Source organism: Pseudoalteromonas sp. A3, from assembly GCF_025942345.1.
Classification (GTDB): domain Bacteria; phylum Pseudomonadota; class Gammaproteobacteria; order Enterobacterales; family Alteromonadaceae; genus Pseudoalteromonas; species Pseudoalteromonas atlantica.
Genome location: NZ_JAPCKL010000003.1, coordinates 610,333 through 625,299, shown reverse-complemented (window position 1 = coordinate 625,299; position 14,967 = coordinate 610,333). Strand labels below are relative to the sequence as shown.

At 41.7% G+C, this 14,967-nt stretch carries 10 protein-coding genes and 1 pseudogene; 10 read left to right on the top strand and 1 reads right to left on the bottom strand.

Annotated elements, in window-relative coordinates; genetic code table 11:
• The 6 genes and pseudogenes from OIZ54_RS08820 to OIZ54_RS08795 all read left to right on the top strand — a co-directional run.
• Positions 1-84: pseudogene (locus tag OIZ54_RS08820) on the top strand (elongation factor Tu); the annotation flags it as partial.
• 660 nt (positions 85-744) lie between these two features.
• On the top strand, positions 745-1,542 hold the full coding sequence (locus tag OIZ54_RS08815; RefSeq protein ID WP_054982956.1) for a VOC family protein: 798 nt from the start codon (positions 745-747) through the stop codon (positions 1,540-1,542).
• A 118-nt stretch (positions 1,543-1,660) separates the two neighbouring features.
• On the top strand, positions 1,661-2,026 hold the full coding sequence (locus OIZ54_RS08810) for a hypothetical protein (RefSeq protein ID WP_029774302.1): 366 nt from the start codon (positions 1,661-1,663) through the stop codon (positions 2,024-2,026).
• Complete coding sequence (locus OIZ54_RS08805; RefSeq protein WP_096738955.1) at positions 2,023-4,356, top strand: fatty acid cis/trans isomerase; 2,334 nt, start codon at positions 2,023-2,025, stop codon at positions 4,354-4,356. The genes OIZ54_RS08810 and OIZ54_RS08805 overlap by 4 nt, the downstream gene beginning before the upstream one ends.
• A 158-nt stretch (positions 4,357-4,514) precedes the next feature.
• Positions 4,515-6,239, top strand: coding sequence for a response regulator (locus OIZ54_RS08800; protein WP_096041038.1), 1,725 nt, complete (start codon positions 4,515-4,517; stop codon positions 6,237-6,239).
• A gap of 77 nt (positions 6,240-6,316) precedes the next feature.
• A complete protein-coding gene (locus OIZ54_RS08795; RefSeq protein WP_096041039.1) occupies positions 6,317-7,729 on the top strand; it encodes an ATP-binding cassette domain-containing protein in 1,413 nt (470 codons plus the stop codon).
• 36 nt (positions 7,730-7,765) lie between these two features.
• On the opposite strand, the gene OIZ54_RS08790 is transcribed toward OIZ54_RS08795, so the two are convergent.
• A complete protein-coding gene (locus OIZ54_RS08790) occupies positions 7,766-8,644 on the bottom strand; it encodes a TraB/GumN family protein (RefSeq protein WP_004589293.1) in 879 nt (292 codons plus the stop codon).
• An 866-nt stretch (positions 8,645-9,510) separates the two neighbouring features.
• On the opposite strand from OIZ54_RS08790, the gene ilvG reads away from it, so the two are divergent.
• The 4 genes from ilvG to ilvA all read left to right on the top strand — a co-directional run bounded on the left by ilvG (position 9,511) and on the right by ilvA (position 14,917).
• Complete coding sequence (gene ilvG, locus OIZ54_RS08785) at positions 9,511-11,160, top strand: acetolactate synthase 2 catalytic subunit (RefSeq protein WP_004589294.1); 1,650 nt, start codon at positions 9,511-9,513, stop codon at positions 11,158-11,160.
• Positions 11,157-11,399 carry an acetolactate synthase 2 small subunit gene (ilvM, locus tag OIZ54_RS08780; protein ID WP_004589295.1) on the top strand — a complete coding sequence of 81 codons (243 nt, stop codon included), beginning with the start codon at positions 11,157-11,159 and terminating at the stop codon, positions 11,397-11,399. The genes ilvG and ilvM overlap by 4 nt, the downstream gene beginning before the upstream one ends.
• A 105-nt stretch (positions 11,400-11,504) precedes the next feature.
• Positions 11,505-13,361: a dihydroxy-acid dehydratase gene (gene ilvD / locus OIZ54_RS08775; protein WP_024032149.1), complete on the top strand. Its 1,857-nt coding sequence runs from the start codon at positions 11,505-11,507 to the stop codon at positions 13,359-13,361.
• A gap of 2 nt (positions 13,362-13,363) precedes the next feature.
• Positions 13,364-14,917: a threonine ammonia-lyase, biosynthetic gene (gene ilvA, locus OIZ54_RS08770; RefSeq protein WP_264390193.1), complete on the top strand. Its 1,554-nt coding sequence runs from the start codon at positions 13,364-13,366 to the stop codon at positions 14,915-14,917.
• Positions 14,918-14,967: the final 50 nt, after the last annotated feature.

Below are 14,967 nucleotides of genomic sequence, written 5' to 3'. Positions count from 1 at the left end.
GCGATGGACGAAGGTCTTCGTTTCGCTATCCGTGAAGGTGGCCGTACTGTAGGTGCTGGTGTTGTAGCAACTATCGTAGAGTAATAATTAGCCTAGCTAATTAATACTAAAAAGAGGTCACTTCGGTGGCCTTTTTTATTGCCTAAAATTTATGTCATGTGAAGGTGGCGCTATTACCTTTAGGCGTAGGTGCTATGTAGCAACGTTCAATGAGTATTAATTAGCCTAGTTAATTAATACTAAAAAGAGGTCACTTCGGTGGCCTTTTTTATTGCCTAAAATTTATGTCATGTGAAGGTGGCGCTATTACCTTTAGGCGTAGGTGCTATGTAGCAACGTTCAATGAGTATTAATTAGCCTAGTTAATTAATACTAAAAAGAGGTCACTTCGGTGGCCTTTTTTATTGCCTAAAATTTATGTCATGTGAAGGTGGCGCTATTACCTTTAGGCGTAGGTGCTATGTAGCAACGTTCAATGAGTATTAATTAGCCTAGCTAATTAATACTAAAAAGAGGTCACTTCGGTGGCCTTTTTTATTGCCTGAAAAAAAGTGATTAGTTTTTAGCTATCAACTTTTAGATGCTCGGCGTTAATGTAAATAATGTTGTTTGGGTTGGCTTTACAAAGCCCGAGTAGAAGTGGTCACTGATGTATAAGGAGGTTTATTGAGTGAATAACTATCGACACTTACAGGGTATTAGCCTAAGCTAAAAATGGCTTAAATTTACAACAGGAAATGGGCGATGAATAATAAAAATAATTATCCGCAAGGTATATTTTGCTGGGCTGAACTGTGTACTCATAATTGGCAAGACGGGAAAGCTTTTTATACCTCGTTGTTTGAGTGGGGAAATGACGATCAGCCCATTGGCGATGATGAGTATTACACTATGCTACAAAAGCAAGGTGACGATATTGCTGCCATGTATCAAATGCCTAAAGAGCAAGTGGCCTCTACGCCTAGCTACTGGCTTACCTATATTGCCGTAGATGATGTTGATGCATGTGCAATTAAGGCGCAAGAGCTCGGTGCGCAAATTATAGCAGGCCCTCACAATGTTATGGATGCAGGGCGTATGTTAATGCTTAAAGACCCCGCGGGTGCCACGGTGGCATTGTGGCAAGGTAAAGAGCATATAGGATGTAAGCGTCCTTGTGAGCTCAACACGCCTTATTGGCATGAAATGGCAACGCGCGATAGTGAAACAAGCCGTGATTTTTACTGTGAACTACTGGGGTGGAAAAGTGAAACAAAGCCTATGGAAGGTATGGATTACACCTTGTTTTTAGTTGCAGGTAAGCCGGTAGCAGGCATGCTACAAATGACTGATGAGTGGCCACAAGACGTACCTCCTCATTGGATGATTTACTTCGCCGTGGATAACTGCGATAGCTATGTAAAAAAAGCGGCGACTCTTGGAGGGCAAGTGTGTGTACCTGCTACAGATATTCCTGATGTAGGGCGTTTTAGTGTTATTTGCGACCCTCAAGGGGCTGTATTTTCTATTATCGAATCGGCAATGGATGATATTAAAGCTTAGTCATTAACAGCGCTTAAGGCTAAATTTTAGACTTTAGTGTGGTTATTTAGGCGCAGTAATTATGTGCTTTTTTGCTATAATGGCGGGTAATTACACCGTCAGTCAGCAAGAGAGCACAATGGAATTTGAACAAGATAGTAAATTAACCTTACCGTTATTTATTTTAAATGAGTCGCTTAGTGAGCGAGATGTAGAAAAGCCCGATTTAGACATTTCATTTGCTCTTGATGATGAGCTACTGACGCAGATATGCCAAAACCCAGCACCTGATAGCAGTATCGCTATTAGTTTAAAAGAGTATGAGCTTGCGCCGCATAGCAGCGAATTTAATGCGTTGTTAAACCAAGAGCACGATGCACAAATAACGCTGACCCACGGCCCACTGTTAAGTGTGGTGTTAAATACCCACGACAACCAAACTTTTGTCTCTCCACAAATGGATATGATGCCAACCTTCGACCTGGGTGATGAGGATGAAGAATGAAAAAAATTCTGATCAGCACATTCGTCCTTATTATCCTCAGCGGGTGTGCTTATTTAGGCAATGCTCACTACAACGACTTATTTGGTGATGAACAAACGCAGCAGCGTATAGTGCCGCATGATACAGGTGCTGGTGCCGAGTTTTTGCAAGAAGTAAAACCTGTGCTAGATACACGCTGTGTAGTATGCCATGGCTGTTATGATGCGCCTTGTCAGCTAAAGCTTTCGTCCCCTGAAGGGATAGATAGAGGGCTAAGCAAAGAGCTTGTTTATGATGGTACACGGCTATTAGCCACTACACCAAGCCGGTTATTATTTGATGCAACCAGCACTGAGCAATGGCGTAAAAAGGGCTTTACTCCGGTACTTAACGAGCGTGACCAAAACCCAGAAGCAAACCTTGCCGGTGGGGTGTTATTTAATTCATTAGTGCTTAAGCAAAGTGCACCGTTACCAGAGAATGAAATTCTTGATGATGAATTTGACTTTTCACTTAGCCGCTCTCAAACGTGCGCCACTATGGGAGAATTCGATCGTTTAGCTGCAGAGCAGCCTCATGGCGGTATGCCTTACGGTTTACCGGGCGTGTCTAGCCAGGAATTTTATCATTTACAAAAGTGGCTTAAAGACGGTGGAAAAATGGCGCATATTAAACCGCCCACCAAAGCCGAGCTAACAAACGTTAAAAACTGGGAAGCGTTTTTAAATCAAGACAGTTTAAAATACCAATTAGCCGCACGTTATATTTACGAGCATTGGTTTTTAGCCCATATTTATTTTGGTTCTGATAAACCACAGAGCTTTTTTAAACTGGTTCGTTCAAGTACGCCGCCAGGCGAAGAAATTAAGCTAATTAATACGCGCCGACCATACGATGACCCTAAAGTAAGCCGTGTGTATTACCGTTTACTACAGGATCGCTCAACTGTTTTATCAAAAACACATTTACCGCTAAAGCTTGATGATGCAAAGCTTGCACGTATTTATGAGCAATTTATAGCTCCCGATTATACGGTCACTAAAATGCCAAGTTATAAGAGCGAGGCGGCATCTAATCCTTTTAAAACGTTTGAAGTAATTCCTATTAATTCCAAGTATCAATTTATGCTTGATGAGGCTGAGCTAATTATTATGGGCTTTATTAAGGGCCCTGTATGCCGCGGCCAAATTGCACTCAATGTGATTAACGATCATTTTTGGGTTGCCTTTGCAGACCCTGAAAAAGTCGCGACTCCAGCAGTGGAAGACATGTTACTTCAGCACGAAGAAGCCCTTGAATTACCTGCAGCAGAAGAAAGCAATGCATTGCCTATCTCTAGCTGGGTTAAATACTCAGTGCGTGAGAAAAAGTACTTACAAGCCAAAGTTGAACTGGCTAACGAGATGTTTAAAAACGGAGAGCATTTAACAACCGACCTATTGTGGAAAGGTGAAGGGCATAACAAAAATGCAGCGCTTACAATATTTCGCCATTTTGATAGTGCCACGGTAGTGAAAGGCTTTATTGGTCAAGAGCCTAAAACTATGTGGGTATTAGATTACGCGCTATTTGAGCGTATTCATTACTTACTTGTTGCAGGCTTTGATGTATACGGAAATATCGGCCACCAATTAGTGACCCGCCTATACATGGACTTTTTACGTTTAGAGGGTGAGCAAAACTTTTTGGCTTTATTGCCTGAAGCGAAGCGCCATCAAATTAAAAAAAGCTGGTATAGAAAGTCTCCGCCAAGCTTATCTAAGTTTTTTAAAAACAACCGAGAGTTTAGCCAACCTAGCGGTATTGAATATAAAACGGATGATCCACAACACGAGCTGTATGGGTTAGTTAAGCAAACTTTAGCGCCAGTACTGAGTGAGCACTACGACTACACAAAAGTACCCACGCCATTAAATGCACTAAACAATATGCCAGCTAAGGCTATAAATTTATTACCGCAGTTATCGTATATTTTGGTTAAGCAAGACGATGCTTCACATAAAGCTTATACGCTTATTCATCACAACGCGCATTACAATATTTCCAGCTTATTAAATGAAGATGGGCAGCGCGCTTATGATGAAGATACCGCAACCCTAGTGCCAGGCTTTATTGGTGATTACCCTGCGGCTATTTGGTATTTAAATGATCAAAATGAAGTGGGTGAATTTGCACAGCTATTACCTATGATGCAAATTGAAGCAGATTATGCTGCATTAAAAGTAAAATTTGGTATTCGTCGCTCACATCCAGAGTTTTGGAAATACAGCGACATAATGCACCAAGTAGCTAAAGAGTATCGCGGCGTTGAATTTGGTATGTTTGACTACAACCGATTAGAAAATCGCTAACTGGTAATTACAAAAGTGTCGCAAGTATTGCCCTTTTTGTCTCACACTTAATACATTTAGCCCAGTCATGTTACTGGGCTTTTTATTTATATAATTACTAAAGCTGATGTTGAGTTTTCTATATATAGGCTACACTTAAAATAAAAAAGCGGCCTTGTATGTTTAAAATTATTGCCAATGTAAGACAGCGTTACCGATGGGCGCTTATTGCTATTGCTCTGTTAATAAGTGGCTCAGCATTATTGCTGCAGTATGGCTTTTCTGTACAAAAGTACGATGCCAAAATTATTAATATGGCAGGTAAGCAGCGCATGCTCTCGCAAAAAATTGCTTGGCATAGCAATGCACTTCTTTCATCACGAATCGATGTTGCTACCCATACCAATTCCCTCGAACACTCTCTCGCACAATTTAAAACAGCTCATGAGGTATTACTTACCAAGCAAGGTAGTAGTTACCGTTATTTAACGCCAGAATTAGTAAAGTTATACTTTGCTGAGCCAGCTAATCTAGATAGCGAAGTGAATGAATTTATTGCCCAAGCTAGTTGGCTGCTGTACCAAAAAGGCGAGGTAGACACACAGGTGCTCAACGTAGCACATGTAGAAAACCTGCTAGCTAAGCTTGACCGCGCGGTTACTTTATTTGAGCAACACGCAGTAAAAAAAGTTAACCGCGTGTCTAATTTAGAATTGCTGTGCTGGTTAGTCGCCATGGTGTTATTGCTCGTTGAGCTAAGATTTGTGTTTATGCCGATGGAAAAAGAGGTGGAACGCACCTTAACAGCTCTTCAAAAACAAAAGGACTTTGTAGCGCAAATGAGCCAAAACAAAGAGCACTTTATTGCCAGAGCAAGCCACGAATTTAGAACACCGTTACAGGGATTAATTACGTCGATTGATGAGCTATCCATCAATGCCGAGCAGCAAAATATTAAAACGCAAGCAAGCTACTGCGCCCTTAGACTTCTATCTATGCTTGATGAGCTACAAGACCTACAAGCACTAAGCACAGGAAAGTGGGCGCCAATTCTTAAAAACGAAAACCTTTTAGAATCCATAAACAAAGTGGTGTTGGCGTATGAGTATGCAGCGCAGCAAAAAGGGCTAACATTAATCACTCATTTTGATGAGTCTCTTAATTGTTTTTGTAAGTTAGATCATCAGCGCTTACAGCATGTATTAACCGAGCTAATTAGCAATGCAATAAAATTTACCGACAAGGGCGAGGTTGAAGTTGCTGCAAACATGCAAAACTCGCAATTACAATTAACCGTTAATGATAGTGGGTGTGGTTTTTCTAGCGAAATAACAGAACTAGAGTTTGACTCATTTAAACAAACTAACCACTTTCAAGGCCTAAGAACGGGATTAACACGGGCGCAGTATGTTGTTAAAGCGCTGCATGGTTCGCTTTCATTTAAAAACAACGCAGCGAGTGGCGCTCATGTTACGCTTAACTTGCCGATTGAAATTACGAACCAGCAAACAGAAAGAGAAGTCGAAAAAAAGCTTTTTTGCCTTGTGGTTGAAGACAATGAATTAAACACCTTGTTACTCACACGTATTTTGGCAACGTTAGGTGTGGACTATGAATGCGTTGTAAATGGCCTAGAAGCCTGCGAAAAGGTAGGTAAGGCTGACTATGACGTGGTGTTTATGGATTTAAACATGCCGGTCATGGATGGCTTTGAAGCGACTAAAAAAATACGCAAAGAGCTAAATAAAACCATGCCGATAATCGTTGTTACAGCAAATACCTCAGCCGAAGACATGGACTTGATTTATGAATATGGCGCGAGTGAGCATATTCATAAACCCATAAGTAAGCAGGCAGTGGCTGATGCATTAGTAAATGTGTGCATAGCTAATGAAATAAATTAATACGCAATTAAATACGCTTGCTAAAGCAATTTACTATACGTTAAGTTGTTTATTTAGTTTATGGTGAAGGCAGTATTGTGCAAAGTATTGTATTTGAACAATTTAGTGGTTATTTAAAAGGGCAAGGTAAAAGCCGTTTCACAATTAATGACTTAAGTTGGCAAGTGAATGCTGGTGAGCACTGGCTATTACTAGGCGCTAATGGCGCAGGTAAATCGGCATTGAGCGCCGCATTAACGGGTGAAGCTAAGCAGCAAAGTGGTACTTTTAAAAGTACCTTTAATAGCACGCAGCTTGTGTCATCTGATGTGCAAAAGCAGTTAATTAAAAATGAAATTGAGCATGAACATCACAGCTTAGTAAAAGATTTTATCTTCCCTCAAAATAGTAGCTACAACCATGAGCTACGTACAAAACTAATAGATGCCTTTAATTACAGCGCCCTTTTAGATAGGCATTTTAGAGATCTCTCTACCGGCGAAACCCGTAAACTCCTACTTATAAATGCGCTAAGTAGTCATGCTGATTTAGTGGTACTAGATGAGCCATATGATGGCTTAGATAAACATTCGTGTGAGGTGCTAAACACTTTATTAGAAACACTTAGCTCAACAATTAACTTTGTGTTTGTGTTAAATAGGCTTGATGAAATCCCACCGTTTATTACTCATTACGCTTATGTAAATCAGGGGCAGTTGCAGCATGTACTTAATAATCCAAACGCAGAGCAGCGTGCTGACTTGCTTAAACTACTGCATTTAACCCATACCGCTTTAGAAATACCTCAACCGGATGACTCCCAAGGCCGTGCAGAGTATACCGCCGATACATTGGTTAAGCTTAGTAATACAAAGGTTAGCTACGCTGGGGTTGATGTATTTAAAAATCTCAATTGGCAAATTAATAAACATCAACACTGGCAATTGAGTGGTAAAAATGGCTCAGGTAAAACCTGCTTATTAAATTTAATAACTGGCGATAACCCTCAATGCTACAGCAATGATATTCAGGTATTTGGTTTTAAACGCGGAAGCGGTGAAAGTATTTGGGATATAAAACAGCATATTGGCTATATATCAAATGCACTGCATATGGATTATCGAGTAAGTATATCGGCATTGAATACGGTTATTTCTGGATTTTACGACAGCATTGGCTTATATCAAAAGCCAACAGAGTCACAGGTAAATACAGCTAAGCAATGGTTAGCGTTGATTGGGTTAGGCGATAAACAAAATAGCTCATTTACGCAACTTTCATACGGCGATCAGCGCATGCTATTAATAGTGCGTGCTATGGTAAAACACCCCACGTTACTCATTTTAGATGAACCTTGCTTAGGGCTTGATGAAGCAAATAGACAGCGAGTACTAATTTTAATAGAGAAAATTTGTGCCGCAAATACCAGCACCGTTATTTATGTAAATCACCATGCGGCAGACAAAATTAAAGGGATTGAGCATTACTTAAAAATGGAAGATTTTAATTAAAGGCTGGGCTATTTAGGCCCAACCTTTAACGCCACGTTATAGGCGAGTAATGGTAAAGCCTGCATCAGTTAACTGTTTAATTAAACCATGCTGCTCTGGTAAGTGCAGCGCGCCTACAGCAATAAATAGCTTTTCGTTAGTTAAGCGAGGCACTAATTGCTCCACCCATTTATTATTACGATTAACTAGCATAACCTGCTCGCTTATTTCACCGTAGTTACTCTCGTCAAAACTCATGTTGTAGTATTCAGTCAGCGTATCCATATCACCATTTTTCCAGGCGTTTACTAACTTAATAAAATAAGTATTAATATCGGCAAGCTGTTCAAACGTTTCTTCAATCATTTCATTACTAAGCAAAGCCATCCCATCAAACATTTGTAGTTGCTGCTCTAGCGTTTCTAACTCTCCAATCGTGATATTTTGCTTTTTAGCGTAAGCAAGTACTTGCTTGTCTATGCCTGTTTGGTCAGAAAACCCTGCATTTTGAAATTCAATCTGCATCATGGTTACCATTACAGCCCAAGGTTTGAGGCCATTAAACATAGCTATATCAATCGATTTTTTAGCAAAGTAGTCTTTAAGCTTATTGTAGTTTTGTTTTGAGAGTTCTGTTTGTAATGTTTTGCCATCTTTAAGCATCATAAAGGGCATTGAACGCTGCTGCATTTGCAAAGGCGTGAGTTTACTAATATCTACTTCAACAACAACTTGCTCGCTTTGATCTATAGCCTTAGTTACTTTTTCTGGTAAGCCTTTCATGCTGGCATCGCCTACGTGAACCGTGCCAAACAAGTAAGAGCTAGTACCGTTTTTTTCTACTTTGAATAATGCTGGCGCTGCGACACTATTAAAACTAGTTGCTATAAAAAGTGCCAGTATAAAGAACTGACTAATTCGAGAGAGGGCTTGCATGGTTTGTCCTTAAATCTAATTGAGTTGCCTAAATACTAGCTTAAATTAAAGCGCTTTAATAAACCTATTTGGTTATATTAAACACTTTTAAATGCGCTTATGAGTTTAGTTGCACTAGGGCACCTTGTTTAAATTGGGTGAATGTAATTGAGTGGTGCGTAATAGGGCTTGCGGAGTAAACCTGCCTAATTAGCAAAGTTTTAAGTTATTTACCGTGCTGCGCTGTTATTTGTACTACAATGTATCAAAAATTAATCAAGCCCTATATGGCTATTATGTGGCTAGTGAATTTACTTGATGCAAATTAAGGTATAGATTTTTCATTTAAGCCTTTTTTTGTGAATTTAAAATCCGTTTAAAGTCGCTTTTTGCTCTTTTGTTGAATTAAGTTTGGTGTTGACTTACTCGCCTTAGCGCGGTACAAATACATATACAGAGCGAAGAGTATTACTTCGTAACAAATGAACACATTTTGGTATTAATTACATGCTTACAAATGCACTTAACCTAGTCCTGATTATTATCGTGGTGATTATTCCCGCGAGGGCTTCGTAGTGCTATAAACTTAAGCATTAAAAAGCCCTCCGCACCTAACCGTTCGGAGGGCTTTTTAGTTTTAAGCACAAAGTTTTAAAGATTTTATACCAACTCGCTTAATTAAGTGATCTATTTTGAGGATAGATAAACGTGTTGATAGCTAGGCAAAAAATTCGCTATTTAGTTGTTCTAAATGAGAATTTTTTAACGCAGATAGCGACACTTTTAGCCCCCTAAAAATAATTAAGTATTATTGCGGATTGGTATTAGCTATAAGTTTTTTAAGTAAGTAGGTAATTGGGTTGTCACTGAGGAATGAGGATTAATTAATGACAGGCGCAGAACTAACAATCGATTTATTAGCCAAGCACGGCGTAAATGAAGTATTTGGCTACCCTGGCGGAGCTATTATGCCCATTTACGATGCGCTGTATGGCGCGCCTGTAAAGCATTACCTTACTCGCCACGAGCAAGGTGCTGGCTTTGCCGCAGTGGGTTATGCTCGCAGCACAGGCAAATTAGGCGTTTGTTTTGCTACCTCAGGCCCTGGCGCTACTAACTTAATAACAGCTCTTGCCGATGCAATGATGGACTCAGTGCCATTATTAGCAATTACAGGCCAAGTACCGACTGCCGCTATTGGCTCAGATGCATTTCAAGAAGTCGATGTACTAGGGATGTCACTGTCGTGTACTAAACATAGCTATATGGTAGAGCGCCCAGAAGACTTAGCTGAAATATTACAAGAAGCCATGCACTTAGCTCAAAGTGGTCGCCCAGGCCCAGTGCTTGTAGATATTCCAAAAGATATTCAAATGGCGCAAGTGCCTTTTAAACCTTGGTTAGCTGCTGATGAATATTTACCACAACTTGATTTAAACCAAGTAGCCATTGCAAACCAGTTATTAACTGAAGCAAAGCAGCCAGTAGCGTATGTAGGTGGTGGCGTGCAAGCCGCCGATGCGCAAAATGAGTTAATGCAGTTTTTAAATAAAACACAAATGCCAGCGGTATCAACATTAAAAGCGCTAGGCAGTGTGTTACCAGATTACGAGCACTACTTAGGAATGCTAGGCATGCACGGCACACAAGCGGCTAACATAGCAGTACAAGAGTGTGATGTACTTGTATGTATAGGTGCGCGCTTTGATGACCGCGTAACGGGTAACTTAGCCAAATTTGCAGCTAAAGCAAAAGTAATTCACTTAGACATTGACGCGGCCGAAGTAGGTAAACGCAAACCTGCTAAAGCGTCCTTAATTGCTGATCTAAAAACCTCATTACCCGCACTTGAGTGTGTTGTAACACCTAAAGCATGGTGCGATACAAATAAGCTCATGAGCGAAAAACACGCATGGCGTTACGACTACCCAGGCGAAAAAGTATTTGCCCCGTATTTATTGAACCAGTTAAGCCAGCGTATGCCAAAAACAGGCGTAGTGTGCTGCGATGTAGGCCAGCACCAAATGTGGGTGGCGCAACATATGAAATTTAACCACCCAAGTAATCACTTAAGTAGTGGTGGCGCAGGCACTATGGGCTTTGGTTTACCCGCGGCTATTGGCGCGCAAGTAGCACGCCCAGACGATTTTGTAATAACGGTGTCGGGTGATGGCTCAATCATGATGAACATTCAAGAGCTTGCCACTATACGTCGTAACAATTTACCAGTAAAAATACTAATATTAGATAACCAACGCTTAGGTATGGTTCGTCAATGGCAGGAACTGTTTTTTGAAGGGCGTTACTCTGAAACCAATCTTTCAGATAACCCTGACTTTGTTCAGTTAGCGGCGGTATTTGGTATTCCTGGGCAAACTATTACTAAAGCCAACGAAGTAGACGATGCAATCACTGCACTGGTAAACAGCGAAGGGCCGTATATTTTACATGCCTGTATAGATGATAAAGAAAACGTATGGCCGCTTGTACCACCAGGGGCTGCAAATGACGAAATGATTACGGAGAAAGCACAATGAAACACAGCTTAACTATAGCATTGAAAAACCAAAGTATTGCGGTGGAGCGCTTTTTACGTGTTGTGCGTCACCGTGGTTTTGACCTTACGCATTTTCAGCTTAATACCGATGAAGCTCAATATACGATAGCAATGACGGTCGATAGCGATAAGCCTATTCATCTATTAACCAGCCAGCTAAATAAGTTGGTGGACGTTAAAGAAATCAGCTTAGAAAATTTACAGCAACAAGCAGTGTAACTGCTAACGAAACATATTTACGCGTTACTGAATATAACCATCAGTAACTCAACAATTTTTAGAATGAGGAATGCCCGCTTACACAGCGGCAAAACAGAGGTAACTATGGCTAAATTAAGAAGTGCAACAACAACTGAAGGACGTAAACGCGCAGGCGCACGTGCATTATGGCGCGCAACAGGCATGACCGACACCGACTTTGGTAAACCTATTATTGCTGTAGTTAACTCGTTTACGCAATTTGTACCAGGGCATGTACACCTTAATCAGCTTAGTGAGCTAATGGCTGAAACAATCACGCAAGCAGGCGGCGTTCCAAAAGAATTTAATACCATCGCAATTGATGACGGCATCGCAATGGGCCACGGTGGTATGCTTTACTCACTGCCTTCTCGCGACTTAATTGCAGACTCTGTTGAGTATATGGTTAACGGCCACTGCGCCGATGCGATGATCTGTATTTCTAACTGTGACAAAATCACCCCAGGGATGATGCTTGCAGCGCTACGTTTAAATATACCGGTTATTTTTGTATCGGGCGGGCCAATGGAAGCGGGTAAAACCAAACTTGCTAACATCGATATTAAACTAGATTTAGTTGATGCCATGGTAAAAGGCGCTGATGAAACAGTAAGTGATGCTGATTCAGAGCAAGTAGAGCGCTCTGCGTGTCCTACCTGTGGCTCGTGTTCGGGTATGTTTACTGCCAACTCAATGAACTGTTTATTAGAGGCTATTGGCCTTGCTCTACCGGGTAACGGCACAACGCTTGCAACTCATAAAGATCGTAAGCAACTGTATGTAGAAGCCGGCGCTCGCATTGTTGACTTGTGTCGCGAGTACTACCAAAAAGACAACCACGACGTGTTACCGCGTGCAATTGCAAACAAAACAGCCTTTATGAACTCTATGGTGGTTGATATTGCCATGGGTGGTTCATCTAATACCGTATTGCATTTATTAGCAGCAGCACAAGAGGCCGGTGTAGATTTTGATATGTCGCACATTGACGAGCTTTCTCGTAAAACCCCATTTTTATGTAAGGTGGCCCCAGCTACACCTGAGTACCACATAGAAGATGTGCATCGCGCTGGTGGCATGATGGCAATTGTACGTGAGCTAGGTAAAGCGGGTTTAGTTGATTTATCGGTAAACCACGTAGCGGGTATGACGATGGGTGAGCTTGTTAAAAAGTGGGATGCGACAGATCCTACAAACGAAGCAGCACAAAAGTTTTACCGTGCAGGCCCTGCCGGTATTCGTACTACAAAAGCAATGAGCCAAGAGTGCCGTTGGGATGAAGGCGATAACGACCGAGAGCATGGTTGTATCCGTAGTGTTGAGCATGCCTTTAGACAAGATGGTGGCTTAGCTGTGCTTTCAGGTAACTTAGCGGTTGATGGCTGTATTGTTAAAAGCGCAGGCGTAGTTGACGAAATGCTGCATTTTGAAGGCACCGCCGTGGTGTACGAGTCACAAGATGATTCAGTAGAAGGCATTTTAAACGACGAAGTAAAAGCCGGTGATGTTGTGGTTATTCGCTACGAAGGCCCTAAAGGCGGCCCAGGTATGCAAGAAATGCTTTACCCAACGAGCTACTTAAAATCAAAAGGCCTTGCTGAAAAATGTGCCTTGATCACCGATGGTCGTTTCTCGGGCGGCACTTCTGGTTTATCAATTGGCCACGTATCGCCAGAGGCGGCAAGTGGCGGTGCTATTGCGTATGTTGAAAATGGCGACAAAATTATCATTGATATTGCAACACGTGAAATCACCCTTGCATTAAGTGATGAAGAGCTAGAAGCACGTAAACAAAAGCAATTAGCGCGTGGTAAGCAAGCGTATAAGCCGCTTGATCGTGACCGCTATGTATCGTCGGCATTAAAAGCGTATGCATTACTTGCAACCAGTGCCGATAAAGGCGCAGTACGTGATTTAGCCAAACTGGAGGAGCTTAGCTAATTATGGTTTCTCAAGAGCTCGATTATTTTCGCGCTATTATTCAGGCCAATATGGAACCGCTAGCTAAAGTGACTGAGGTCAGCGAAATGCGCGACCTCAGTGATAAATTAGGCAACCATGTTTGGTTAAAGCGTGAAGATCAACAGCCCGTGTATTCGTTTAAGTTACGCGGTGCTTATAATAAATTAAACAAGTTACCAAAAGGGTCTGTTGTTATTACGGCATCTGCAGGTAACCATGCACAAGGTGTGGCGCTTAGTGCTTCACACCTTGGTCATAAAGCCACTATCGTTATGCCAGTTACCACGCCTGAAATAAAAGTAAGTGCGGTACGTGCGCTGGGCGGTGAAGTGGTTTTACACGGCCATCATTTTGATGCTGCAAAAGCACATGCACTTGAACTAACAGAGCAACGCAATGGCATATTTGTACCGCCTTTTGATGACCCTGACGTAATAGTGGGGCAAGGCACAGTGGCTCGCGAGCTTATGCAGCAACTCAACGAGCTTGATGCGGTATTTATCCCTGTTGGCGGTGGTGGCTTACTTGCTGGTATGGCGGTTTATATCAAATCATTACGCCCCGATATAAAAGTCATCGGCGTAGAAGCTGACGAAAGTGCATGTTTACAAGCCGCGCTTAAAGCGGGCGAGCCTGTTGAGCTTGACCGTGTTGGCAGTTTTGCCGATGGCGTAGCGGTTAAAATTATTGGCAGTGAAACATTTCGCTTAGCGCAAAAATTTTGCGATGAAGTTGTAACTGTCAGTGGCGATGAAATTTGTGCCGCCATGCAAGATATTTTTGTCTCTACTCGCGCAATTTCAGAGCCCTCAGGTGCACTTGCAACCGCAGGGCTTAAAAAGTGGAGCCAGCAATCGGGCTTAAAAGGGCTGCATTTAGCAGCGGTGCTTTCGGGTGCTAACTTAAACTTTGATCGCTTACGTTATGTGGCTGAGCGTACTGCGCTAGGTGAAAAAAACGAAGCGCTACTTGCGGTGACCATTAAAGAAGAAAAAGGCAGCTTTAAGCAGTTTTGCACCTCTTTAGGTGGTCGGGCTATTACTGAGTTTAACTACCGTTATGCAGGCCCAGGTGAAGCGCAAATATTTGTAGGTATTGCCCTGCGCCAGGGTGAGCAAGAACTCAACGAACTAAAACAAGACCTGACTAACAACGATTACCAATTTTGCGATTTATCAGATAACGAACTCGCTAAATTACACGTACGTTATATGGTAGGGGGTAAAGCACCGGAGCAGTTACACGAAAGGTTATTACGGTTTGAATTTCCGGAATACCCAGGAGCCCTTGCGCGCTTTTTAGATACCCTAGGTAGCAATTGGAATATTACTTTATTTCATTATCGCAATCATGGGGGGTCTATCGGAAATGTACTGGCGGGCTTTGCTATTGAGCCAAGCCAATTTGATATGTTTAACGAGCACTTAAATCGCTTAGGTTACAGTGTACAAGATGAAACACATAACCCGTGTTTTACGCAGTTTTTAACCTCTCAGCCACAAAGCCCAAACGTTGACAATTTAGCCTCAGCTTAGGGTTTTTATAAGCAAGTATGCACGTTTGCATGCTTGCTTTATCGTGTGTT